The 23,691-nt window shown below is 69.4% G+C and carries 23 protein-coding genes and 1 other RNA gene; 13 read left to right on the top strand and 11 right to left on the bottom strand.

Annotated features, from left to right (window positions below; translation table 11 throughout):
- Positions 1-116 precede the first annotated feature (116 nt).
- The 5 genes from V5F26_RS07850 to V5F26_RS07830 form a co-directional block, all read right to left on the bottom strand.
- The gene (locus V5F26_RS07850) at positions 117-941 is read right to left on the bottom strand and encodes a TIGR00282 family metallophosphoesterase (RefSeq protein ID WP_234051498.1); all 825 of its coding nucleotides are present in this window, start codon (positions 939-941) and stop codon (positions 117-119) included.
- A 3-nt stretch (positions 942-944) separates the two neighbouring features.
- The gene (locus V5F26_RS07845) at positions 945-1,559 is read right to left on the bottom strand and encodes a 5-formyltetrahydrofolate cyclo-ligase (protein ID WP_394947584.1); all 615 of its coding nucleotides are present in this window, start codon (positions 1,557-1,559) and stop codon (positions 945-947) included.
- A gap of 15 nt (positions 1,560-1,574) precedes the next feature.
- Positions 1,575-1,728: non-coding RNA, 6S RNA (ssrS, locus tag V5F26_RS07840), on the bottom strand.
- Between the two features lie 92 nt (positions 1,729-1,820).
- Positions 1,821-2,204 (bottom strand): cell division protein ZapA, encoded by a 384-nt coding sequence (locus tag V5F26_RS07835; RefSeq protein ID WP_234051500.1) that lies wholly within the window; start codon positions 2,202-2,204, stop codon positions 1,821-1,823.
- Positions 2,205-2,210: 6 nt separating this feature from the next.
- Positions 2,211-2,471 carry a DUF4164 domain-containing protein gene (locus V5F26_RS07830; protein WP_234051501.1) on the bottom strand — a complete coding sequence of 87 codons (261 nt, stop codon included), beginning with the start codon at positions 2,469-2,471 and terminating at the stop codon, positions 2,211-2,213.
- A gap of 494 nt (positions 2,472-2,965) precedes the next feature.
- Here V5F26_RS07830 and tkt point away from each other — a divergent pair, with 494 nt between their 5' ends.
- The 7 genes from tkt to V5F26_RS07795 all read left to right on the top strand — a co-directional run bounded on the left by tkt (position 2,966) and on the right by V5F26_RS07795 (position 11,482).
- On the top strand, positions 2,966-4,957 hold the full coding sequence (gene tkt, locus V5F26_RS07825) for a transketolase (protein WP_394947585.1): 1,992 nt from the start codon (positions 2,966-2,968) through the stop codon (positions 4,955-4,957).
- A 102-nt stretch (positions 4,958-5,059) separates the two neighbouring features.
- Positions 5,060-6,067, top strand: coding sequence for a type I glyceraldehyde-3-phosphate dehydrogenase (gene gap, locus V5F26_RS07820; protein WP_234051503.1), 1,008 nt, complete (start codon positions 5,060-5,062; stop codon positions 6,065-6,067).
- Between the two features lie 21 nt (positions 6,068-6,088).
- Positions 6,089-7,291 (top strand): phosphoglycerate kinase, encoded by a 1,203-nt coding sequence (locus V5F26_RS07815; protein WP_394947586.1) that lies wholly within the window; start codon positions 6,089-6,091, stop codon positions 7,289-7,291.
- 109 nt (positions 7,292-7,400) lie between these two features.
- A complete protein-coding gene (locus V5F26_RS07810) occupies positions 7,401-8,426 on the top strand; it encodes a class I fructose-bisphosphate aldolase (protein WP_234051505.1) in 1,026 nt (341 codons plus the stop codon).
- Positions 8,427-8,549: 123 nt separating this feature from the next.
- On the top strand, positions 8,550-9,179 hold the full coding sequence (locus V5F26_RS07805) for a thiamine phosphate synthase (RefSeq protein WP_394947587.1): 630 nt from the start codon (positions 8,550-8,552) through the stop codon (positions 9,177-9,179).
- Between the two features lie 26 nt (positions 9,180-9,205).
- On the top strand, positions 9,206-10,525 hold the full coding sequence (locus tag V5F26_RS07800) for a tetratricopeptide repeat protein (protein ID WP_394947588.1): 1,320 nt from the start codon (positions 9,206-9,208) through the stop codon (positions 10,523-10,525).
- Positions 10,526-10,693: 168 nt separating this feature from the next.
- Positions 10,694-11,482 carry an inositol monophosphatase family protein gene (locus tag V5F26_RS07795; RefSeq protein WP_394947589.1) on the top strand — a complete coding sequence of 263 codons (789 nt, stop codon included), beginning with the start codon at positions 10,694-10,696 and terminating at the stop codon, positions 11,480-11,482.
- Positions 11,483-12,045: 563 nt separating this feature from the next.
- On the opposite strand, the gene mutL is transcribed toward V5F26_RS07795, so the two are convergent.
- Positions 12,046-13,950, bottom strand: coding sequence for a DNA mismatch repair endonuclease MutL (mutL, locus tag V5F26_RS07790; protein WP_394947085.1), 1,905 nt, complete (start codon positions 13,948-13,950; stop codon positions 12,046-12,048).
- A gap of 138 nt (positions 13,951-14,088) precedes the next feature.
- Here mutL and V5F26_RS07785 point away from each other — a divergent pair, with 138 nt between their 5' ends.
- From V5F26_RS07785 to V5F26_RS07770, 4 genes are all read left to right on the top strand, one after another.
- Complete coding sequence (locus V5F26_RS07785; protein WP_394947084.1) at positions 14,089-14,880, top strand: ComF family protein; 792 nt, start codon at positions 14,089-14,091, stop codon at positions 14,878-14,880.
- Between the two features lie 67 nt (positions 14,881-14,947).
- Entirely contained in the window at positions 14,948-15,202 is a 255-nt protein-coding gene (grxC, locus tag V5F26_RS07780; protein WP_394054986.1) for a glutaredoxin 3, read from the top strand.
- A 309-nt stretch (positions 15,203-15,511) separates the two neighbouring features.
- Positions 15,512-16,396 carry a carbon-nitrogen hydrolase family protein gene (locus V5F26_RS07775; RefSeq protein WP_394947083.1) on the top strand — a complete coding sequence of 295 codons (885 nt, stop codon included), beginning with the start codon at positions 15,512-15,514 and terminating at the stop codon, positions 16,394-16,396.
- The gene (locus V5F26_RS07770; protein ID WP_394947082.1) at positions 16,393-16,869 is read left to right on the top strand and encodes a DUF1178 family protein; all 477 of its coding nucleotides are present in this window, start codon (positions 16,393-16,395) and stop codon (positions 16,867-16,869) included. Before V5F26_RS07775 ends, V5F26_RS07770 begins: the two co-directional genes overlap by 4 nt.
- A gap of 184 nt (positions 16,870-17,053) precedes the next feature.
- Here V5F26_RS07770 and rpoH read toward each other — a convergent pair whose 3' ends face one another.
- Both rpoH and V5F26_RS07760 read right to left on the bottom strand, forming a co-directional pair.
- On the bottom strand, positions 17,054-18,037 hold the full coding sequence (rpoH, locus tag V5F26_RS07765; protein WP_234051514.1) for an RNA polymerase sigma factor RpoH: 984 nt from the start codon (positions 18,035-18,037) through the stop codon (positions 17,054-17,056).
- 108 nt (positions 18,038-18,145) lie between these two features.
- Entirely contained in the window at positions 18,146-19,234 is a 1,089-nt protein-coding gene (locus V5F26_RS07760; RefSeq protein ID WP_234051515.1) for an RluA family pseudouridine synthase, read from the bottom strand.
- Between the two features lie 28 nt (positions 19,235-19,262).
- On the opposite strand from V5F26_RS07760, the gene V5F26_RS07755 reads away from it, so the two are divergent.
- Positions 19,263-19,610: a DUF6476 family protein gene (locus tag V5F26_RS07755; RefSeq protein WP_234051516.1), complete on the top strand. Its 348-nt coding sequence runs from the start codon at positions 19,263-19,265 to the stop codon at positions 19,608-19,610.
- Between the two features lie 44 nt (positions 19,611-19,654).
- Here V5F26_RS07755 and V5F26_RS07750 read toward each other — a convergent pair whose 3' ends face one another.
- Both V5F26_RS07750 and trxA read right to left on the bottom strand, forming a co-directional pair.
- Positions 19,655-20,323: an LON peptidase substrate-binding domain-containing protein gene (locus tag V5F26_RS07750; RefSeq protein WP_394054990.1), complete on the bottom strand. Its 669-nt coding sequence runs from the start codon at positions 20,321-20,323 to the stop codon at positions 19,655-19,657.
- A gap of 28 nt (positions 20,324-20,351) precedes the next feature.
- Positions 20,352-21,296, bottom strand: coding sequence for a thioredoxin (trxA, locus tag V5F26_RS07745; protein ID WP_394947081.1), 945 nt, complete (start codon positions 21,294-21,296; stop codon positions 20,352-20,354).
- A 209-nt stretch (positions 21,297-21,505) separates the two neighbouring features.
- Here trxA and V5F26_RS07740 point away from each other — a divergent pair, with 209 nt between their 5' ends.
- Complete coding sequence (locus V5F26_RS07740; RefSeq protein ID WP_394947080.1) at positions 21,506-22,222, top strand: sulfite oxidase-like oxidoreductase; 717 nt, start codon at positions 21,506-21,508, stop codon at positions 22,220-22,222.
- Positions 22,223-22,240: 18 nt separating this feature from the next.
- Here the strand turns inward: V5F26_RS07740 and V5F26_RS07735 are convergent, their stop codons facing one another.
- The gene (locus V5F26_RS07735; RefSeq protein WP_394947079.1) at positions 22,241-23,608 is read right to left on the bottom strand and encodes a flavin monoamine oxidase family protein; all 1,368 of its coding nucleotides are present in this window, start codon (positions 23,606-23,608) and stop codon (positions 22,241-22,243) included.
- Positions 23,609-23,691: the final 83 nt, after the last annotated feature.

Below are 23,691 nucleotides of genomic sequence, written 5' to 3'. Positions count from 1 at the left end.
CCCCTGCGGCGCCGCTCGGATCGATTGCGTTGACTGGAGCCGGCCTTATAGGCGGGAGCCGGGGAGATGGGCAAGGTGGGGTGCGCGCGCGCCGCAGCTCCCCTTAGGTCAAGGCCTCAGCTCTCCCAAAAGGCGGGGCGCGTCTCGCCCAGGCTGCCGCCGAGCCGCACCGGCGCGACCTTCACCGCAAGGCCCGAGCGATCGTCGGTCTCCACCGCCACGCCGCACATGCTGGCCGGCCCGTTCGCCGGCTCGAACCGGCCCGAGGCGAGCTTACGGGTGAAGCGGCGCAGCGGCTCTTCCTTGTCCATGCCGATCACGCCATCATAGCAGCCGCACATGCCGGCATCGGTCTGGAAGGCGGTGCCACCGGACAGGATGCGGTGGTCGGCCGTGGGCACATGGGTGTGGGTGCCCACCACCAGGGAGGCGCGGCCGTCGCAATAGTGGCCGATGGCCTGCTTCTCGCTGGAAGCCTCGGCGTGCACGTCGACCACCACCGCGTCCGCGACCTCGCCCAGCACCGCGCCATCCAGGGCGCGGTCGAGGCCGGCGAATGGGTCGTCCAGCGGATCCATGAAAATGCGGCCCATCACGTTGAGCACCAGCACCCGCGCGCCATTCTTGGCCTCCACCAGCGCGGCGCCGCGGCCGGGCGTACCGGGCGGATAGTTCAGGGGGCGCACCAGCGCCGGCGCGCGCTCGATGAAGATGAGGGCCTCGCGCTGGTCGAAAGAGTGGTTGCCGAGGGTAATGGCATCGGCCCCGGCGGCCAGCAGGTCCTCATAGATGCTCTCGGTGATGCCGAAGCCGCCGGCGGCGTTCTCCGCATTCACCACCACCAGGTCCAGCTTCCAGGAGGCGACAAGGCCGGGCAGGCGCGAGGTGACGATCTCCCGCCCGGGCCGCCCCATCACATCGCCGAGAAAGAGAATGCGCATCACTCAGACCCCGTGCCCTTCACCGCAGGAAAACCCCTCCGCTTCAGTTACCATCACATCCACCGGTTCGTCATGGGGTTCCGCGGGCACCGCATCCACCTGCTGGCAGGCGAAGGCGAAGCCGATGGCTTTCACTGCCCGATGCCGGCGCAGCTCCTCGAGGGTGCGATCGTAAAAGCCGCCGCCATAGCCGATGCGCAGCCCGCGCCGGTCGAAGGCGGCCAGCGGCACCAGCAGCACGTCCGGCACCACCTGCGGGCAATCGGCGCCGGGGGTGGGAATGCGGAAGGCCCCCGCCGGCTCCAGCTCAGCCCCCTCCCGCCAATGGCGGAACAACAGGGGCAGGCCGCGCCCCACGATAACCGGAAGCGCCAGATCGGCGCCGCGCGCCCACAGCGCGCGCGCAAGGGGAAGGGTGTCGATCTCGTCGCGGAAGGAGGCGAACAGCGCGATGCGCCGGCCCCGCGGCGCGCGAAGCTCCGGCACCGCGGATAAAGCGTGAAGCGCAGCCTCACCGGCCGCATGGGCGCGGGCGACACCGCCCATCTCCGCCCGCCGCGTCAGCGCGGCGGCGCGCAAGCGGGCCTTTTCGGCGCTCAGCTCTTCAGGGGAGGTCATGGTTTGCATGAAACGTGCGGAGCCACAAAGCCGTCGGAGGTCGATCCCGGGAAACCTACAACGTAGGTGGGCGCCGTGTGTCCAAGTCCTGGGACGAGGTCAGGGACAGCTCCCTTAAGGATCGATAAGGCCCCGGGGAATAGTCTCCTAACGCACCCCGCAGCCCCGCTTTGCCAATGTAGGAAGCTTTGTTCGCCGGCGCCAGCCCCCGCCCGCACGTTATCCCGTGCAGAGCGCGGAAAGAGCCGGGCGCGCCGCGCGTCAGCCCATGCCCACGGTGCCGCGCTCGGTGGGCACCAGCTCGGCCACCAGGCGCTCGATGCGCTCCGCCACTTCCTCGATGGTGCGGGCCACCTCGCTCTCGCTCTCGTGGATCCGCTCCAGCGCGGAGGCGCGGGCGTCGCGCTGGCCCTCGATGTCGCTCTCCAGGGCGCGGATGCGGCCGCGGGCCTCGGCCAGCTCGTCGGCAATGGTGATGGCAGCCATCACCACCAGCCGCTGGTCCCCAATCTCGCCGAAGGCGGTGCGCAGCTGGGAAATGCGGCTGTCGATGTCGTGTGCCAGCCGCACCAGATGGTCTTCCTGCCCTTCGTCGCAGGCCATCCGATACTGGCGACCGGCGATGGTGACGGAGACATGGGGCATGGGCGATCAGCCGCCGTGGGTCGCGAGCACGTCGCGGATGGTGGTCATGGCCACGTCCAGCCGGCGCGTGACCTCGCGCGCCACCTCGCCCACCTGCCCCGCCTCGGACTGGGCTCGGTCGAGATCAGCCGCAAGCCGCGCCCGGTCATTGCCCAGGGCATGGAGCTGCGCCTGCAAGGCGGCCTGATGACGATCCGCATCGCGCCGGCGATCCAGGGCGTCGACCAGCGAATCGAGGGCCGCATTGAGGCGCCGGGTCGCCGCCACAATGGGGGCGTCCTCGATCGGGGGGCGTTGCTTCAGCGCGTACATGGCAAAAGTGTAGCTGAGTCGAGGGCCAGCGCGCCACCGCTCCCGAGGTTGTCAACCAGAATGAACGGGCGAAATTTCGCGTCACGCTTACCAGGTCGTTGCCAGCGTCTTGACCACCCAGCACCCGCGCGCCCACCGGTGAAGCCCCGCTGCCGGCCTTGCTGCGGTGCGGTATATTCCCATCCCGAAGCGCTCCTCCAGCACCCGCTGAAGGCGAGCAATGCCCTATCGGCAATCGCCGCGACGAACAAGCGCGCCCATCTTGCACCGCAACCGGCTTGACGGCAGGGAGCATGTGCGTTTGACACCCCCGCGAGCGCTGCTATCTAGACAGCCGCCAAGGCAGGCGCCCGCCGACCAGGCCACACTTCTGCTCCAATGGATGGAGCAGAACCTGGGCGCGGCCCATCGGAGGGCCGCCCGCGCGTGCCGCAATTTTTGAGGGGCTCATGTCGAACCGCACCCGCCACGATCGTATGGCCAACGCCATCCGGTTCCTGTCCATCGACGCCGTGGAAGCCGCCAATAGCGGGCATCCGGGGCTGCCCATGGGTGCGGCGGACATTGCGACGGTGCTGTTCAGCCGCGTTCTGAGGTTCGACCCCACCGCGCCGCGCTGGGCCGACCGCGACCGCTTTGTGCTCTCCGCCGGCCACGGCTCCATGCTCCTGTATTCGGTGCTGCACCTCACCGGCTACAAGCAGCTGACCATTGACGAGCTCAAGCGCTTCCGCCAGCTGGGCTCGCTGACGCCCGGCCATCCGGAAAACTTCGTCACCGAGGGCATCGAGACCACCACCGGCCCCCTGGGCCAGGGCATCGCCACTGCCGTGGGCATGGCCATCGCCGAAAAGGCGCTCGCCGCTCGCTTCGGCGGCGATCTCGTGGATCACCGCACCTATGTGCTGTGCTCCGACGGCGACCTCATGGAGGGCGTCAGCCAGGAGGCGGCGGACCTTGCCGGCCACCTGAAGCTCTCCAAGCTGACGGTGCTGTGGGACGACAACCGCATTTCCATCGACGGCCCCACCTCCATTTCCACCTCCACCAACCAGCTGGCGCGCTTCGCCGCCTCCGGCTGGACCACCGCCGAGGTGGACGGGCACGACCCGGAGGCCATCTTCGCGGCGGTCGAGGCGGCCAAGGCCTCCGACAAGCCCACCTTCATCGCCTGCCGCACCACCATCGGCTTCGGCTCGCCCAAGAAGGCGGGCTCCGAGAAGGTGCACGGCTCGCCGCTGGGCAAGGACGAGGTGGCCGCCACCCGCGCCGCGCTCGGCTGGGAGGCCGGCCCGTTCGAGGTGCCGCAGGACGTCGCCGCTGACTGGCGCGCCGCCGGCGCCCGGGGCCAGACGGATCGCGCGGCCTGGGAAGCGCGGCTCGCCGCCGCCCCGGCCGAGCTGCGCGCCGAATTCGAGCGCCGCATCTCCGACACCCTGCCGGCGGGCTTCAAGGCCGCGGTGGTGGACGCCAAGGCCAAGGCGGTCGCGGCCGGCGGCGCCGTCGCCACCCGCAAGTCGTCCGAGGCGGTGCTCGACACCCTGGTGCCGGTGGTGCCGGAGCTGTTGGGCGGCTCGGCCGACCTCACCGGCTCCAACAACACCAAGGCGAAGAGCGCCAAGTCGATCACCCCTGACGACTTCTCCGGCTCCTTCATGCACTGGGGCGTGCGCGAGCACGGCATGGCCGCGGCCATGAATGGTATCGCGCTGCACAAGGGCCTTGTGCCCTTCTCCGGCGGCTTCATGGTGTTCTCGGACTATTGCCGTCCGGCCATCCGCCTTGCCGCCCTCATGGGCGAGCGGGTGATCCATGTGCTCACGCACGATTCGATCGGCCTCGGCGAGGACGGCCCCACCCACCAGCCGGTGGAGCATCTGGCCGCCCTGCGCGCCATCCCGCACCTTACCGTGCTGCGCCCCGCCGACACGGTGGAAACGGCGGAAGCCTGGCAGATCGCCATTGAGAACACGGAGGGCCCTTCCGCCCTCATCCTGACGCGCCAGAACCTGCCTCTGCTGCGGGCCGACGCCACGGAAGAGAACAAGAGCGCCGCCGGCGCCTATGAGATCAGCCCCGCGAGCGGGCCGGCCAAGGTGTCGCTGTTCGCCACCGGCTCGGAAGTCTCGCTGGCGGTGGACGCTCAGAAGATTCTGGAGGCCCAGGGTGTCGCCACCCGCGTGGTCTCCGTGCCCTCATTCGAACTTTTCCTCGCGAAGTCCGCCGCAGAGCGGGCGAAGGTGATCGGGGAAGCGCCCGTGAAGGTGGCGGTGGAAGCCGCCATCCGCATGGGGTGGGACGAAATCGTCGGTTCGGATGCCGCCTTCGTGGGAATGACCTCATTCGGCGCCAGTGCGCCAGCAAAGGATCTCTTCGCCCATTTCGGAATCACTGCGGAGAAGGTGGCCGAGGCCGCCCTGGAAAAGCTCCGGCAGGCCTGAGTTCCGCGCACGGCGGGCGCGAAAATCGCAGCGGCGCGGATGTCCGCAGCCGCGCCCACAAGATCGAGCCGCGCTGGCAAGCCGGCTTAAGGAGGATGAAAGATGAGCGTCAAGGTGGCCATCAACGGTTTTGGTCGCATCGGCCGTAACGTGCTGCGCGCCATTATCGAATCGGGCCGCACCGATATCGAGGTGGTGGCGATCAACGATCTCGGCCCGGTCGAGACCAACGCCCACCTCATGCGTTTCGACAGCGTGCACGGCCGCTTCCCGGGCGAGGTGAAGGTGGCCGGCGACACCATCGACGTGGGTCGCGGCCCCATCAAGGTGACCGCCGTGCGCAACCCGGCCGAGCTGCCCCACAAGGAGCTGGGCGTCGACATCGCCCTCGAATGCACCGGCATCTTCACCTCGAAGGAGAAGGCCTCCGCGCACCTGACCGCCGGCGCCAAGCGCGTGCTGGTCTCCGCCCCGGCGGACGGCGCCGACCTCACCGTGGTGTTCGGCGTGAATCACGACAAGCTTTCGGCCGAGCACCTGGTGGTGTCCAACGCCTCCTGCACCACCAACTGCCTCGCCCCGGTGGCCAAGGTCCTCAACGATGCCATCGGCATCGAGAAGGGCTTCATGACCACCATCCACTCCTACACCGGCGACCAGCCCACGCTGGACACCATGCACAAGGACCTCTACCGCGCCCGCGCGGCGGCCATGTCCATGATCCCCACCTCCACCGGCGCCGCCAAGGCCGTGGGCCTGGTGCTGCCGGAGCTGAAGGGCAAGCTGGACGGCACCTCCATCCGCGTGCCGACCCCGAACGTCTCGGTGATCGACCTTAAGTTCATCGCCAAGCGCGCCACCACCAAGGAAGAGATCAACGAGGCCATCCTCGCCGCGGCCAATGGTGCGCTGAAGGGCATTCTCGGCACCACCGACCAGCCCAACGTCTCCATTGACTTCAACCACGACCCGCACTCCTCCACCTTCCACCTGGACCAGACCAAGGTCATGGAAGGCACGCTGGTGCGCGTGCTGTCCTGGTACGACAACGAGTGGGGCTTCTCGAACCGCATGAGCGACACCGCCGTCGCCATGGGCAAGCTCGGTTGATCGGGTAAGGGAGGCGCGACAATGATCGCCTACCGCACCCTCGACGACGCCGACCTCGCTGAAAAGCGGGTTCTGGTCCGGGTCGACCTCAACGTTCCCATGGAGAGCGGGCGCGTCACCGACGACACCCGCATCAAGGCCATCCTGCCCACCATCCGCGCCATCACGCAGAAGGGCGGCAAGGCGGTTCTCCTCTCCCACTTCGGCCGCCCCAAGGGCCGGGACGAGAGCCAGTCTCTCGCCCCGCTCGCCAAGGCGCTGGAGGCCCAGCTCGGCCATTCGGTGGCGTTCGCCTCCGACTGTGTGGGCGAGGAGGCGGCCAACGCCATCTCCCGCCTCGCCTCCGGCGACGTGATCGTGCTGGAGAACACCCGTTTCCATGCGGGTGAGGAGAAGAACGCGCCGGACTTCATCAAGGCGCTCGCCAGCCTCGGCGACGTCTATGTGAACGACGCCTTCTCCACCGCGCACCGCGCCCATGCCTCCACCGCCGGCATCGCCAGCATCCTGCCGGCCTATGCGGGCCGTTGCATGCAGGGCGAGCTGGACGCGCTCACCAAGGCGCTGGAGGCTCCCGAGCGTCCGGTGCTGGCGGTGGTGGGCGGCGCCAAGGTGTCCTCCAAGCTCGAGCTGCTCGGCAATCTCGTGCACAAGGTGGATGTGCTGGTGATCGCCGGCGGCATGGCCAACACCTTCCTGGCCGCCATGGGCCACAAGGTGGGCAAGTCCCTGTGCGAGCGTGACCTGGGCGACACCGCCCGCGCCATCCTCGAAGAGGCGAAAAAGGCCAAGTGCGAGATCGTGCTGCCGGTGGATGCCGTCGTCACGACCGAGTTCAAGGCCAATGCTCCCCATCGCGTGGTGGACGTGGACCATGTGGGCGACGACGAGATGATTCTCGACGCCGGCCCCGCCACCGTCGCGCTGGTGAAGGAGAAGCTGAAGGGCGTGAAGACCGTGGTCTGGAACGGCCCGTTCGGCGCCTTCGAGATCGCCCCCTTCGATGCCGCGACGGTTGCCGTGGCGCAGGAGGTGGCGGCCCTCACCAAGGCTGGCAAGCTCTTGTCCGTGGCGGGCGGCGGCGACACGGTCGCGGCGCTCAACCACGCCAAGGCGGGCTGCGACTTCTCCTATGTCTCCACCGCCGGCGGCGCCTTCCTCGAATGGCTGGAGGGCAAGGCCCTTCCGGGCGTCGAGGCCCTGAAGCCCGGCGCATCGGCTTGACAACAAGGGGCGGCCTTCGGGCCGCCCCGCTTGCGCGCGGAGGCGAGTTGTGGAAACTCCCCCAGCGTTACCGAAGATCCCACAGACGGCCAAGGCAGGACGAACAAACATGACGGCTGAGCTCGACACGAACGCTCAGAAGATGGTGGCCAGCGGCAAGGGTATCCTGGCCGCCGATGAAAGCACCGGCACCATCAAGAAGCGTTTCGACGCCATCGGCGTGGAGTCCACGGAAGCCAACCGCCGCGATTACCGCGAGCTGCTGTTCCGCTCCACCGAGGCGATGCAGAACTACATCTCCGGCGTGATCCTCTATGACGAGACGATCCGCCAGAAGGCCGCCGACGGCACCCCGCTCGTCACCCTCATCGCCCAGTCGGGCGCGCTGCCGGGCATCAAGGTGGATGCCGGCGCCAAGCCGCTGCCCTTCTGCCCTGGCGAGACCATCACCGAGGGCCTCGACGGCCTCGGCGGTCGCCTGAAGGAATATTATGATCTGGGCGCCCGCTTCGCCAAGTGGCGCGCGGTGATCGACATCGCCGCCGGCATCCCCTCCCGCGGCGCGGTCGAGGCCAATGCCCAGGCGCTGGCCCGCTATGCGGCCCTGTGCCAGGAAGCCGGTATCGTCCCGATCGTCGAGCCCGAAGTGCTCATGGACGGCGACCACTCCATCGACCGCTGCTACGAGGTCACTCAGCTCGTGCTGAAGGAGACCTTCAACCAGCTTTTCCATCAGCGCGTCCGCCTGGAAGGCATGGTGCTGAAGCCCAACATGGTGGTGCCCGGCAAGAAGGCCGCCAAGCAGGCCTCGGTGGCCGAGGTGGCCGAGAAGACGGTGCGCCTGCTGAAGAATTGCGTGCCCGGCGCGGTTCCCGGCATCGCCTTCCTTTCCGGCGGCCAGTCGGACGAGGAGGCCACCGCCCATCTCGACGCCATGGTGAAGCTGGGCGGCCTGCCGTGGGCCCTCACCTATTCCTACGGCCGCGCCCTCCAGGCCGCGCCGCAGAAGGCGTGGTCGGGCAAGGTCGAGAACGTGGCTGCCGCCCAGGCCGCCTTCACCCACCGCGCGCGGATGAACTCGCTGGCCTCCAAGGGCCTGTGGTCCGCGGAGCTGGAAGGCAAGAAGGCCGCCTGATCCACGGGCCGAATTCATCCGCAGATGAGGGGCCGGCCTCCGCCGGCCCTTTTTCATGCCCGGATGCGCGCACTCGCGGCCGCTGCCGCCAATTTGCCCCTTTCTTGGCCGACCGATCCTGCCATGTCCCAATCCGCCGATCCCATCCGCGCCCGCCTGATGCTGATTCTCTCCTCCGCTTTGCCCCCCGGGGAGGCGGCGGCGCGGGTCGCCGCGGGCGATGTGGCCGCCGTCGTGGTGCGCGGCGGCGCGGCGGTGCCCGATGCCGCGCGCCTGCGGGCACTGGCGCAGCCGCTCCAGAAGGCCGATTGCGCCGTGCTGCTGGAGGATCACGCAGATACCGCCAAGGCGGCCGGCCTGGACGGCATGCACGTCGAGGACGCAACCAGCCTGCCTGCCGCCGTCAAGCGCTTGAAGCCGGACGCCATTGTCGGCGCGGGCGGTCTCACCGGCCGACACGAGGCCATGGAAGCCGGGGAAAGCGGCGCCGATTACGTGATGTTCGGCTCCCTCGACGGCAGTGATTTCGCGCGCGCCTGCGCGCTGGTGGCATGGTGGAGCCCCCTGTTCGAGGTGCCCTGCGCCGCCGTCGCCCGTTCCCTCGACGAAGTGGAGGCCCTCGCCCGCGCCGGGGCCGACTTTATCGCCCTCGGGGCGGAATGGACCGGCGGCGTGGAGGGCATCGCCACCATCGCGGCGGCACAGGCCATTATCGATTCGACTGCGGCGGATCCGGCCGCGGGCCCGGCATGATGACCCGCCCGCCCTCTCCCAGGGGAATGGCCACCGGACAGCACGGTGCGACCGTACACCGGGGCCTGAACACCCATTCCCTCCTGAGGCTCTGGGCAGGCCCGCTCGCCCTCCTCCTTGCTTTCGGCCCGCTGGCGGTGCCCGCCTGGGCCCAGCGCCCGATCCAGCTTGCCGAGAACAGCAGCAAGACCAAGCCCGCCAAGACGCCCCACGGCAAGGGCGAGCAGAAGGGCGAAAAGAAAGGCGCGGACGCGCCGAAGGCGGATACCCAGCCGGAGCCCGCCGGGCCCGGCCATCTCGGGCAGTCTCCCGCCGCACTCGGCCGTTATCCGCAACTGGATACCATGGGCGGCAGCGGCGACCTCGCCTTTGGCGCCTATCAGCGCGGCTTTTACATCACGGCGTTCCACGAAGCGCTCAGGCGCATCAAGGAGCAGAACGACCCGGTGGCCATGACGCTGCTGGCGGAGCTCTACACCCACGGCTTCGGGGTGCCCCACGATCCCAAGAAGGCCATCGAGTGGTATCAAAAGGCCGCGGACAAAGGCTCATCCGACGCCCAGTTCGCGCTCGGCCTGATGGCCCTGACCGGCGACGGCCGGCCCGCCGATGAGGAGGAGGCCGCCAGGATGTTCCGCAAGGCGGCCGACAAGGGCAACGCCGCCGCCGCCTATAATCTCGGCCTGCTCTACATGCAGGGCCGCAAAGTCCAGAAGGACATGAAGCAGGCCGCCCACTGGTTCGAGATCGCCGCGGAACGCGATCTCGAAGACGCCCAGTATGCGTTGGCGGTTCTGCTGAAGTCGGGCAATGGGGTGGAGCGCGACCTGCCCGGCGCCGCCCAGCTCATGGGTCGCGCCGCCAACCTGGGCCATGTCACGGCACAGGTGGAATTCGCCATCATGCAGTTCAACGGCATCGGCGTGCCGAAGGACGAGGAGGCGGCGGCGGCCATGTTCCGCAGGGCCGCCCTCGCCGGCAATGCCATTGCCCAGAACCGCTATGCCCGCCTGCTGGCCGCCGGCCGCGGCGTGTCGCCCGACCCGGTGGCCGCCGTCACCTGGCACCTGATGGCCAAGAGCCGCGGCCTCGGCGATCCCATGCTCGACGGCGTGGCCGACAAGCTGAGCCCCGCCGACCGCCAGAAGGCGGAGGACCAGGCCCGCCGCTGGGGCGCCGACCAGCCTGCCGACGCAAAGACGCACTACGTGCCGGGCCAGACCGCCCCGGCCGATGGCAAGAGCGCGCCCGCAAAGCCTGCGCAAGCAAAGCCCGCAAGCGCGAGTCCTGCCAAGCCCCCGCCGGCCAAACCGCTGTCGGACAAGTCACCGCCGGCCAAGCCCTAGGCCATTTTCAGCTTTCGCGGAAACGCGTTTGCGCAAAGCCGCGGGCTGAGGCCGGCAGCGGCCCAGCCGCCTTGACGTGGCAGCCCAAGGCGGGCACACGTCGGCACAACACATCCTCGGCCCGCACCCGCCTTTGCGTACCGCCGGCCCCACCATCAGAGTCCGCGCATGATCCGCTCGCCCCTCATCACCGTCATGGTCCAGGCCGTCCGCAAGGCCGGCCGCGCCCTCATCCGCGATTTCGGCGAGGTGGAGCAGCTGCAGGTCTCCACCAAGGGCCCGGCCGACTTCGTTTCAGCCGCCGACCGCAAGTCCGAGGACGTTCTGTTCACGGAACTGTCGAAGGCGCGCCCCACCTACGGTTTCCTGATGGAGGAGCGCGGCCGCGTGGAGGGGACCGACGAGGCCAATGAGTGGGTGGTGGACCCTCTCGACGGCACCACCAATTTCCTGCACGGCATCCCCATGTTCGCCATCTCGGTGGCGCTGGTGCGCAATGGCGTGCCCATGGCCGGCGTCATCTTCAACCCCGCCAATGACGAGCTGTTCGTGGCCGAGGCCGGCCAGGGCGCCTACCTCAATGATCGGCGCCTGCGCGTCGCGGGGCGGCGCAGGCTGGCGGAATGCGTGGTGTGCTGCGGGCTGCCGCACATGGGCCGCGGTGACCACGAGCAGTTCAACCGAGAGCTCTCGGTGGTGCAGAAGCAGGTGGCGGGCCTGCGCCGCACCGGCTCCGCCGCGCTCGACCTCGCCTGGGTGGCCGCCGGCCGCTTCGACGCCTTCTGGGAACGCAACCTTGCCCCCTGGGACATGGCCGCGGGCCTGGTGCTGGTGCGTGAGGCGGGCGGCTTCGCCTCCGACATGGACGGCGGCGACAAGGTGCTGGAGAAGGGCCATGTGCTCGCCGGCAACGAGCTGATCCACCGCGACCTGGAACGGCTGCTGAAGAGCGCCTGATCCAAAGGTCCGGGCACGCGTCTTCTGAACCTCGCGTTTTCCGGACCTCGCATCTCCAAGACCTTGCATCTCCAAGACCTCGCGCTTTATGGACCTCGCCCTTTATGGGGCCCGAGGTCGAGCCCGCGCAGGCTGCACGCGCCCCTGGGCCGCGTCCGTTTCGCGGCGGCGAGGAAATGCCCTGAGGCGAGGAAATGCCCTGAGGCGAGGAAATGCCCTGAGGCGAGGAAATGCCCTGAGGCGAGGAAATGCCCTGAGGCGAGGAAATGCCCTGAGGCGAGGAAATGCCCTGAGGCGAGGAAATGCCCTGAGGCGAGGAAATGCCCTGAGGCGTTGAGCGTGCGCGTCTTCCAGACGCGCACGCTCAACGCCTCGTTCAAGACCGCTCCCGCTCGAAGGCGGGAGCCCGCACATGTCGCCGGCCGGTGGGCGGGGTCGGCAGTGGTTTCGCGCAGGGATACAAACTGGCGCGAGAAGCACGTGGCCGCTCGGTCACCGCAGCCGTTCCCCGGTTTCGTGAAGCGGGAAAGGCTTGCAGGGTCCGCCTCCGGCCCCGCCATGCCTCACCGCCGGGCGAACAGCTTTTCCACGTCCTTGAGAGAGAGCGTCACGAAGGTGGGGCGGCCGTGATTGCATTCCCCGGAATTGGGGGTGGCCTCCATCTCGCGCAGCAAAGCGTTCATCTCCTCCACCCGCAGGCGACGGCCGGCACGCACCGAACCGTGGCAGGCCATGGTGGCGGCCACATGCAGCAATCGCCGCTCCAGAGGCAAGGCGTCGTCCCACTCGGCGGCGTGCTCGGCGAGATCGCGCACCAGCCGGCTCACATCGGCCTCCTTCAGCAGCGCCGGCACCTCGCGCACCAGCACCGCGCCGGGGCCGAACGGCTCCACCACCAGGCCGAGGGCGGCAAGGTCGGCCGCCTTCTCCGCCAGGCGCTCCGCATCGGCGGGGTCGAGATCGACCACGGTGGGGATGAGCAGGCCCTGGCGTGCGACGCCGTCGCGATCGAGCCCCGCCTTCAGCTTCTCATAGACCAGCCGCTCATGGGCGGCATGCTGATCCACCAGCACCAATCCCTCGCGGGTCTGCGACACGATATAGGTCTCGTGCAGCTGCGCCCGCGCCGCGCCCAGCGGGCGATCGAGATCCCCCGCTTGCACCGGCGCGGCATCGGCCCGCGCGTCGGCGGAGGGGGGCGCGATGTCGAAGGAGCCCTGCGCCGGCTCCTGCGCCCGCGGCGCATAGCCCGCGCCATCGGTCTCCGCGAAACTGGCGGCCTCGCCGGGACGGGAGACGGAGGACCGCCAGTCATAGCCCCCCCGGGGCGCGAAGGCCGCAGCGCGCCGCCAATCCGTCGTGGGCCCGGCCGGGCCCGGCTGGGGCGCGCCGAGCGCCGGCACGGGCGGCTCCAGCTCCGGGGTCCGGGCCAGGGCCACCAGCCGGTCCGCGATGGTGGCGGCGGTGCGCGGCACCCGCGCCGCCAGCGCATCGGTGAGGGTGCGCACGATCAGCGCGCGCACATTGCCGCCGTCGCGAAAGCGCACTTCGGTTTTCGCCGGGTGCACGTTCACGTCCACTTCCCTGGGATCCAGGGAGAAAAACAGCGCCAGCACCGGATAGCGATCCGAGGGCAGAAGATCGGAATAGGCGCCGCGAATGGCGCCCATCAGCAGCTTGTCGCGCACCGGGCGGCCATTCACGAACAGATATTGGCTGAGCGAATTGGCCTTCGAATAGCTGGGCAGCCCGGCCAGCCCCTCCAGCACCACGCCGCCGCGCTCGCCCTCCACAGCGATCACGTTGCGCCCCACCTCGGCGCCCAGCACGTCGGCGAGGCGGGCGGCCCGGCCCTCGGCATCGCAGGGGCGGGCGGGCCAGGTGACAGCCGGCTTGTCCTCGGCCACCAGGGTCACCGCCACATCCGGCCGCGCCAAGGCCAGGCGGCGCACCACGTCCACCGCGGCCGTCGTCTCCGCCCGATCGGACTTGAGGAATTTGAGCCGCGCCGGGGTGGCGAAGAACAGATCGCGCACCTCCACCCGCGTGCCCTCGCCCAGCGCGGCCGGTCGGGGCGGCGTCACCATGCCCCCATCCACCCGCACCTCGAAGGCGTGGGCGGCGCCCCGGGGCCGGCTGGCGATGGCGAGATGGGCCACGGCGCCGATGGAAGGCAGCGCCTCGCCCCGGAAACCCAGGGTGGAGATGGCCAAAAGGTCTTCCCCCTCCAGCTTGGAGGTGGCGTGGCGCTCCACACAAAGGGCCAGGTCGTTCGGCCCCATGCCGCTGCCATTGTCGGTGATGCGCACCAGTTCGCGGCCACCGCCGTGAATCACCACCTCCACCGCCGTGGCGCCGGCATCCATGGCGTTCTCCATCAGCTCCTTCACCACGGCCGCCGGCCGCTCCACCACCTCGCCGGCGGCGATGCGGTCGATCAGGACGGGGGGAAGGCGGCGAATGGTCATGGGCACCGGGCGACTCAAGGGGAGGACAAGCGGATGTTAACGCGGATCATGGCGCGGGAACGGACGCCGCGCCCGCCATCCCCGCCTTTACAGCAGGGGCGCGCGCCAGCCATGATCCACCCGAACGGGGCATTGGGAATGGACGGGCTCTCCTGCCGGCTGAAGCGGGCCGGCGCCGCCGCGCGGCGGGTGGCATCCGGGGTGCTTGATTTCGCCCTGCCGCCGACCTGCGTCGCCTGCGGACGGATCACGGGCGACGCAGGCGGACTGTGCCCCAGCTGCTGGAGTGCTCTGGACTTCATCACCCCGCCTGTGTGCGAGCGCACCGGCGCGCCCCTTCCCGCCCTTGAAGGGAAGGGCGACGGTGGCGGGCCCGCCGCCCCTCGCCTTTCCGCCGAGGCGGTCGACCATCCTCCGGCGTTCGATCGCGCGAGAGCCGCCGTGCTGTTCGGCGACGTGGCCCGCAGACTGGTGCACAACCTGAAATATGCAGACCGTCTCGACGTGGCGGTGCCCATGGCCCGCCTGATGGCCCTGGCCGGACGTGAGCTGATCGCCGAGGCAGACCTCATCGTGCCTGTGCCGCTGCATCCACTGCGCCTGTGGCGGCGGCGCTTCAACCAGGCCGCCGTGCTGGCGCGCCGGCTTGCCCCACCGGAGGGTGCCGCGGTGCAGGTGGACCTGCTGCGCCGGCGCCGCGCCACCCCTTCCCAGACCAAATTCGGCCGGCGCGAGCGGCAGGCCAATGTGGCGGATGCCTTCGCGCCATGCCGCGATGCGGCATCCACGCTGGCCGGGCGGCGCATTCTGCTGGTGGATGACGTCTACACGACCGGCGCAACCCTGGATGCGTGCGCCCGCGCTTTGCGCCGCGCCGGCGCCGCCCATGTGGACGCGCTCACGTTCGCGCGTGTTGTCGACTTCGCATGAAGCCTTATGATACGTCACTTTCGTGACGGCGCCTCTGCCGTTTCACAGGCCCCGAATGTGACGACCCATGAAGCAGATTGTCATTTATACGAAGAGCTGGTGTCCCTATTGCCACTCCGCGAAGGAATTGCTGCGCCGCAAAGGCTGGACCTTCACCGAGGTTGACGTGACCACCGATGCCGAGGGCCAGCAGGAAATGTCCCGCCGCGCTGGAGGCCGCACCACGGTGCCGCAAATCTTCATCGGCGATACCCATGTGGGCGGGTGTGACGACCTTTATGCCCTGGACCGCGCCGGCGAGCTCGATTCCCTCGCCGCGTAACCGCTTCGCCGCCGGAGGAGCGCGCAGCCGCGCTCCAGGGGCACCGGTGGCGAGAGAACAGCCCGGCAAGGCCAGGCTGTCGCGCGGGGTCTTCGGGGTCCCGCCATCACTTCTTTGCGAGGGCCCATCAGCCGCCATCCCGGGTCAGGCGCCGGGCCCTGTCCAGCGCTGGCGCCCAGGCCGCGCGGAGCGGGCCGCGGGTGATCGGATCATGCGCCACGCCCCGTGCAAAATGCGCGGGCGCTCACTATCTTCCAATGTGTTGGGGCAATGCCACGCAAACGCCCGCAGATAGCGAAGGCAACCTGAATGACCTCCCTCGACACCGCCCAAACCCTGCGCGTCGGCCTGGTGCAGCTGCGGACGGGCCGCGATCCCGCTGCCAATCGCGAGGCGGCGGCGGCCTTGGTCCGCTCGGCGGCCGGGGAAGGCGCGCGCTATGTGCAGACGCCCGAGACCACCAACATCATGGAGCTGGACCGCGGGCGGCTGTTCGAGCTTCTGGCCGAGGAGCAGGACGACGCGACCCTCGCCGCCATGCGGGAGCTGGCGCGCGAGCTGAAGATCCACCTGCACATTGGCTCTCTCGCCCTCAAGGTCTCCGAGACCAAGGCCGTGAACCGTGCCTTCATCATCGATCCGGAGGGCGAGATTTCCGCCCGCTACGACAAGATCCACATGTTCGACGTGGATCTGGGCAATGGCGAGAGCTACCACGAATCCAGCGCCTACAGGCCCGGCGAGCGCGCCGTGACGGCAGGTGTGGACGGCATCCGCATGGGCCTGTCCATCTGCTACGACCTGCGTTTTCCCGCCCTCTACCGCGCCCTGGCGGAAACGGGCTCCAAGGTGCTCACCGTGCCCGCCGCCTTCACGCGGCCCACGGGCGAGGCCCACTGGCATGTGCTGCTGCGCGCCCGCGCCATCGAGAACGGCGCCTATGTCCTGGCTGCCGCACAGGGCGGCCGGCATGAGAATGGCCGCGAGACCTATGGCCACTCCCTGGTGGTGGACCCGTGGGGCCGCGTCATTGCGGAAGGCGGCGCGGAGCCGGGCTTCCTGCTGGCGGAAATCGACATGAAGGAGGTCGCCATGGCGCGTGCGCGCATCCCCTCCCTCACCAATGGCCGGCGCTTCGAGGTGGCCGACGCCCAGCCGGCGGGCCGGCTGCACGTGGTGGGGAGCGCGTCGTGATTCTCTATGCGCTGCAGTGCGCGGCGGGGCACCGGTTTGAAAGCTGGTTCCCCTCCTCCTCCAGCTATGAGAACCAGCGCGCGCGCCAGCTCGTGAGCTGCCCAGCCTGCGGCTCCACCGACATCGAAAAGGCCATCATGGCCCCTTCCGTGGCACGCACCGACCAGCCCCGCCCCCCAGCCGAGGCCACCGCCCCGGCGCCGGAGGCCGCACCCGAGGGCGCGCCTGCTCTTCCCGTCCTGTCCCAGCCCGAGGCGGAGCTGCGCGATCTCATGCGCCGGCTGCGCGAGCATGTGGTGAAGACGTCGGATTATGTGGGCGGCGAGTTCGCGGATCTCGCCCGCAAGATGCATGAGGGCGAGGTGGAGCATCGCTCCATCTATGGGGAAGCCACGCCTGACGAGGTGAAGTCCCTGCACGAGGACGAGATAGAGGTATTCCCCCTGCCGATCCTGCCCGACGAGCGCAACTGACGCCGCTCCAGCTTCCTCCGCAACCTCTCACGAAGCCCGCATTTTCAAGCGGGAAGCGCTGCGGATGACGTCCATTGCCCATCCGCGAGGGCGCGGAAAGGCGCATCCCGCCGGTGCGGCACCCCACACAATCGCAGGCTATCTAAGGCCTTTGGCGCGGCGCGTGGCCAGAGCACGGCCCCGCTCAGACCGGAGCGGGAGCCGCCTTGCCTGCGGCCAGCTTGCCGGAGCCCGCATTGGCCGTGGAACGGGGCGCCTTCGCCGGTGGGGCCGGCAGATCGCCATCCACATCGCCCTCGGAGCTGCGCATGCGGTCCATGACCGCCTTCTGCACCTTCTCGAAGGCCCGCACCTCGATCTGCCGCACGCGCTCGCGGGAGACACCGAACTCGGAGGCGAGATCCTCCAGCGTCATGGGATCTTCCGACAGGCGGCGCGCCTCGAAGATGCGGCGCTCGCGATCGTTAAGCACGGAGAGGGCGCCGGCCAAGGCAGCGCGGCGATTATCCAGCTCCTCGCTTTCGGCGAGCTGCTCTTCCTGGTCCAGGCGCTCGTCCACCAGCCAGTCCTGCCACTCGCCGCCCTCGGAATCCTCGCGGATGGGGGCATTGAGGGAGGCGTCGCCGCTGAGGCGGCGGTTCATGTCCACCACCTCCTGCTCGCTCACGCCCAGCTTGGTGGCGATCTGCGCCACCTGATCGGGCCTGAGGTCGCCTTCCTCGAGGGCGGAAATCTGGCTCTTGGCCTTGCGCAGGTTGAAGAACAGCTTCTTCTGCGCCGCAGTGGTGCCCATCTTCACGAGGCTCCACGAGCGCAGGATGTATTCCTGAATGGAGGCGCGGATCCACCACATGGCGTAAGTGGCAAGGCGGAAGCCCTTTTCGGGCTCGAACCGCTTCACCGCCTGCATGAGGCCCACATTGCCCTCGGAGATGACTTCCGAGATGGGCAGGCCATAGCCGCGATAGCCCATGGCGATCTTCGCCACGAGGCGCAGATGGCTCGTCACCAGCTTGTGAGCGGCTTCCCGGTCCCCGTGCTCGCGCCAGCTCTTGGCGAGCATATATTCCTGTTCGGGTTCCAGCATGGGAAACCGGCGGATCTCTTCGAGATACCGCGTCAGCCCCCCCTCGGCGGAGGGGATGCTCATGGTCTTGGCCTGGGCCATGGAGGATGCCTCCTGTTTCTGCGGTCCCGATGCGGGCGACCGCGCGCGGCTGCGTGACGCCCGCCGCAACTTTCAACCATACATAATGACAGCGCGCCCGAACAGGCTTCAATTCCTCACGTCATCGCGAGTGCGGTGCGAAATGGACAGGGCCTCGCGCAAGGCGGAAAGGTCCGCCGGCAGCTCGCTCTCGAACGAGAGATGCTCCCCCGTCACCGGGTGGGCGAAGCCCAGCCGCGCGGCATGGAGCGCCTGGCGCCCCAGCCCCGCCAGCAGCTCGCGCGCGGCGGGATCGAGCCGCGCCGCCTTGGTGCGGAAACCCAGGCCATAGACCTCGTCACCCAGCAGCGGATGGCCGGCATGCGCCATATGGACGCGGATCTGGTGAGTCCGGCCCGTCTCCAGGCGGCATTCCACGAGGCTGGCCACCGCGGTGCCATCGGCCCCCGCATAGGTTTCCAGCACCTGCCAATGGGTGATGGCATGCCGCCCGCTGGCGCGCACCGCCATCTTTTGCCGGTGGGTGGGGTGGCGATCGAGGGGCGCATCCACCGTGCCGCGCAGCTCCGGCACACCCCACACGAAGGCGAGATAGGCGCGCTCCAGCGGCCCGGTGCGGCCGTGATCGGCGAACTGGGCCGCCAGGCCCTGGTGGGCCTTGTCGGACTTCGCCACCACCAGCAGGCCGGACGTGTCCTTGTCGATGCGGTGCACGATGCCCGGCCGCTTCACCCCGCCAATGCCGGACAGGCTTTCCCCGCAATGGTGCAGCAGCGCGTTCACCAGCGTTCCGGAGGCGTGCCCCGGGGCCGGATGCACCACGAGGCCCGCCGGCTTGTCGATGACGATCAGCTGGTCGTCCTCATAGGCCACGGTGAGGGGCAGGTCCTCCGGCTGCGGCTCGGCCGGCTCGGGGGGCGGCAGCAGCAAGGTGAAGACATCGCCGGCATTGACCCGTCCCGCCGCGTCGCCTACCACACGCCCGCCGGCGCTCACCCGCCCTTCGGCCACCAGGCGCTGGATGCGGGTGCGGCTGAGGTCGGGCGCGAGGCGCGCGAGCACGCGGTCGAGCCGCGCGCCCTGGTCCTCCGCCCCGGCCGTCAGGGTGAGCTCGATCGCGGCCTCGCCATCGAGACCGTCATCGAGGATGTCGTCCGCGACATCATCATGCTTCATCCGCGCGTCAGTCTTCTTCATTCACCACAGGTCCGCCAAAGGTCCGCTCATGTTCCATCGCCCGCCCCCTCCCGACACCCCCGAAGAGGCGCTGACGCCGGAGCAGGAGCGGGTCATCACCAAGTTCCGGCGCTTTTCCAGCATGTCCATCCTGGTGATGGTGCTGGGCGTCGCGGCGGTTCTCGGCGTCATTAGCTACCGTATGATGCGCGCCAAGCCACTGGCCACCGGCGAGGTCACCGCGCTGCTGCCCAAGGGCGCCAAGATCACCTCCACCGCGGTTTCCGGAGACGCCGTGGTGGTGGTGCTCGACATCAACGGCTCCACCGAGATCCGCACCTTCGATCTGCACACCCTGGCGCCCGCCGGCAAGCTCCGCTTCGCCGTGGAGCCCTGAGGCGGCAGCTGACGGGGCCAGCCCAGCTGGCCCGCCAAAGCCGCTTATTGCAGCGAACCTTCGCCGTCGCCCGGCATGCGCGCCAGCAGCATCTGGGTGATGGCCACCAGCATGTCGGCCCGCGCCTTCAGGGTCTCCGCCTCCAGCAGGGCCTGCTTTTCCAGCGCCCCATAGGGCGACATCACCGACAGGGTGTTCACCAGCGTCTCGGTGCCGGCCTGCCGGATGCCCTCCCAATCGGCTTCGAGCTGATTGGCGTCGAGAAAAGCCGCGAGCGCCTCCAGCAGCGCAGAGCGGTCCACCTCTGCCTCGCCCGCAGGCGCGAAATCGGTGCCGAAGGGCGCCGTGTCGATCTTCGCCTGGCGGTAGGGGGTGGTGACGTCCAGCTCCTCCATCACGCGGTAGCGGCAGATGCCGGTGAGCGTGATGAGATATCGCCCGTCGCCGGTTTCACTGAACTCGGTCAGCCGGCCGACACAGCCCACCTTGTGCAGCGCCGGCCCGCGACCGGTGGCAGGCACGGTTTCGTCCGGCTGCACCATGCCGATGAGGCGCGAGCCGCCCAGCACGTCGTCCACCATGGCGAGGTAGCGCGGCTCGAAGATGTTGAGCGGCAACTCGGCCCGAGGCAACAGCAAGGCGCCGGTGAGCGGGAACACCGGAATCACCGGCGGCAGATCCGCCGGCGACAGGTATGTCTTGTTGGAAGCCAAGGGTCGAGATCCTTCGCGTCTAGGGCCTTCAGGCGAACATGATCGCCGACAGCTTCTTGCGGCCGGTCAGGGTGAGGGGGTCGGTGGGGCCCCAGGCCTCGAACAGCTGCAGCAGCTGCTTGCGCGCGGCGTCCTCATTCCAGGCGCGGTCGCGCTTGACGATGTCGAGCAGGTGAACCATCGCGTCCTCGCGGCGGCCACGGGCATGGAGCGCCAGGGCCAGATCGAAGCGGGACTGATAGTCCGCTGGGTCGATGTCCACCTTGGCCTCGAGCGTGGCGAGATCGCCCAGCGCGGCCGCCTGCTCCGCCAGCTCCACCGCCGCTCGGGCGGCCGAGATGGCCGGGTCGTTCTGCTTGTCGGCGGGAACGGAAGCAAGCGTCGCCTTGGCCTGCTCAAGGGCGCCGGCCTGCACCTGGGTGCGCACCAGGCCGGAGAGGGCCGCAAGGTTGGCGGGGTCCTCGCCCAGCACGGCTGCGAAGATCTCGGCCGCGCCCGCAAGGTCGTTCTGGGCCAGCGCCGCCTCGCCGGAGGCCAGCACCTCGGCGACATCCGCGCCCTCTGCGCCGCCACCGCCACCCAGGAGGCGCTCGATGAAGCCCTTCACTTGGCCTTCCGGCAGCGCGCCCATGAAGCCGTCCACCGGCTGTCCGCCCACGAAGGCGTAGACGGTGGGAATGGACTGGATGCCGAGCTTGCCGGGAATGACCGGGTGCTCGTCAATATTCATCTTGGCGAGGCGCACCTTGCCCTTGGCCGCCTTCACCACCTTTTCGAGGATCGGGCCGAGGCTCTTGCAGGGGCCGCACCAGGGCGCCCAGAAGTCCACCAGCACCGGGCGGTGCTTGGACTCCTCCATGACATCCTTCATGAAGCTCTCGGTGGTGACATCGATGATGTCGCCGGCGGGCGCCGCTCCGCCATTGCCCGCGCCCGCTGCCGCGCCGTTGGCGCCCGGCTGATTGAACAGCATGTGTCGGCTCCTCGATCCCTGCCCGCGATGTCGCGGCCACGCTTCGTCCCTTAGATGGGGCGGCGACGGCGACGCGCAATCGCTCCACCCGCCTTCTAGCCTTTTCCCTTCGCGAGCGTAAGGCACGCTCGCGCGTCGCCATCGTGCGATCGCGCATCGCCGCATTCTGGCGCTATGATATGTTCTCCCTCGCGCCTGGAGCTGCCCCCATGAGCGAAGACAGCAGTGAACATTCAACGCCCGCGCGCGACAACCACCCCCTTCCGGTGGATGCCGGCCCGGCCGTGCCCACCAAGCTGACGACGTCCAAGACCCGGTGGGCGGAGGAACGGCGCTTCATCACCGGCCATGGCGACGCGCCAGGAAAGGAGCGCCTGCCCCCGGGCCAGCACCTGGTGACCGACTGGCCGGTGCTGGACCTGGGCGAGCAGCCGCAGGTGCCGCTCGCGGCCTTCCGCCTCGATGTCACAGGCGCGGTGGAGACTCCGGCCTCCTGGGATTGGGACGCCTTCATGGCGCTGCCGCAAACCCGCTTCGTCAGCGACATCCACTGCGTCACCACCTGGTCGCGCTATGACAATGCCTGGGAAGGTGTCTCCACCCGCGCCATTCTCGATCTGGTGCGCCCCACCGCCGATGCGCGCGCGGTGATGCTGCGCAGCCACGACGGCTACACCACGAATCTCCTGCTCGAGGATTTCGCCGATCCCCTGGCGCTGGTGGCCCATTCCTGGGAGGGCGAAGCGCTCACCCGCGTCCATGGCGGACCGGCGCGGCTGGTGGTGCCCCACCTCTATTTTTGGAAAAGCGCCAAGTGGCTGCGCAAGATCGAGGTGCTCACCGCCGATAAGGCCGGCTTCTGGGAGCGGCGCGGCTACCACATGCGCGGCGAGCCCTGGGCCGAAGAGCGCTATTCCGACGACTGAGCACAAGGGCGCGCACCCTCACGGCGCCTTAAGAAGGGTCGCCACCTGCGCGGCGGCCCTCTCTCCCGATTGCCAGGCCCCGCCCACGGTGCCCCACAGGCTCTCATGGGCATGCTCGCCGGCAAACAGCAGGCGCCCCGCCACCACCTCCAGAAACGCGCGGCGCATGTTGCCCGCCCCCGGCAGGGCGCACGACATGGCACCAAGCGCCAGCGGCTCGCGGCCCCAGGCCGTGCTGTGGACGCGGCCGATGCGACGGGCCGCATCGGCGCCGAATTCGCGGGTGATGGCCTCCGCCAGCACCGCGCGCACCCCCTGCGGTGATGCATTCTCCACATTCTGCGCGAACCGCCCGCCCACCTCCAGGCTGTAGAGGGCGCTGCCCGCCAGGCGGGCCCGCAGCGCATAAGCCTGCGCCCCTTCAGTGCGGAAGAAGATGGTTTCGTCGGGCAGGAAGCCGGCGGGCGCGCCGGGCCATTCAAAGACGATGTGATTGAAGATGCCGAGCGGGATCCTCTCCACCGCCGCGCGCTGGCGCGCCGGCAGCTGGGGAATGCGCAGCTTGCCCGCGGCCAGGAGGCTGGGCGGCACCGCCACGATGACGAACCGCGCCGTGAGGCTGCCACGCCCGGTGACCACCACCACACGCTGCCGGCTGGTGAATTCCACGGAGCGCGCGGCCGTGTCCAGCTGCACGGCGAGCGGCGTGGCGAGGCTCGCCACCAGCGTGCCGATGCCCTGGCGGCAAACACTGGCGCCGCCGCGCTCCTCCGCATGGGCGACATCCACGGTGGAGACGTCTTCCAGGTCCCTGGCGCGCAGGAACGGCCCGGCCACGAACCGGGCCGAAGCCGACCAGGGGCCGAGGTCCGGCATCACCCGCGTGGCAGGCATGTCGCGCCCGGCATCGCCGGCGGCCACGATGGCCCGCTCGCCCCGGCGCACAGCGCCGACGAAATCCTCATATTCGGGATCGCGCGCCTCCTTGCCACCAAGGTAGAGGCGGCCCGCCTCCGGCGCGGCGGTCACCTCCAGCCCGGCGGCGCGGCCAAGGGTGGGAAGCGGGGTGGCGGCGGGAAAATCGAGGCGGTTCGCACCCAGATCGACAGGCACGCCGAACGTGCCGCTGTCGGTGCTGGCGCGCCCGCCCACGCGGTGGGCCGCCTCGATCAGGGTGTAGCTGATTCCCGCCTCGGCCAGCTTGCGCGCGGCGGCGATGCCGGCGGCGCCCGCGCCGATGATGATGACGTCGGGCTGGGAGGTCTGCCCCAGCGCGGCATAAGGCACGCCGGCCAGCGCCAGCGCCGCGCCAGCCCTCAGCAGGCGGCGGCGGTCGAGCGGGCAATCAAGGGCGTGCGACAGGGGATCTGAGGGCAGCTTCGACACGGCGCGCAACCTATCACGCCCCCCGCACGCGGGCGAGGGGCTGGGCATGATCAACCGTCAGGAACCACAGGCGCGCAACGGGC

The sequence above is a fragment of the Xanthobacter variabilis genome, from assembly GCF_043831965.2.
Classification (GTDB): Bacteria; Pseudomonadota; Alphaproteobacteria; order Rhizobiales; family Xanthobacteraceae; genus Xanthobacter.
The sequence above is the reverse complement of the archived record's forward strand: the minus strand, read 5'-3'. Positions and strand labels throughout refer to the sequence as shown.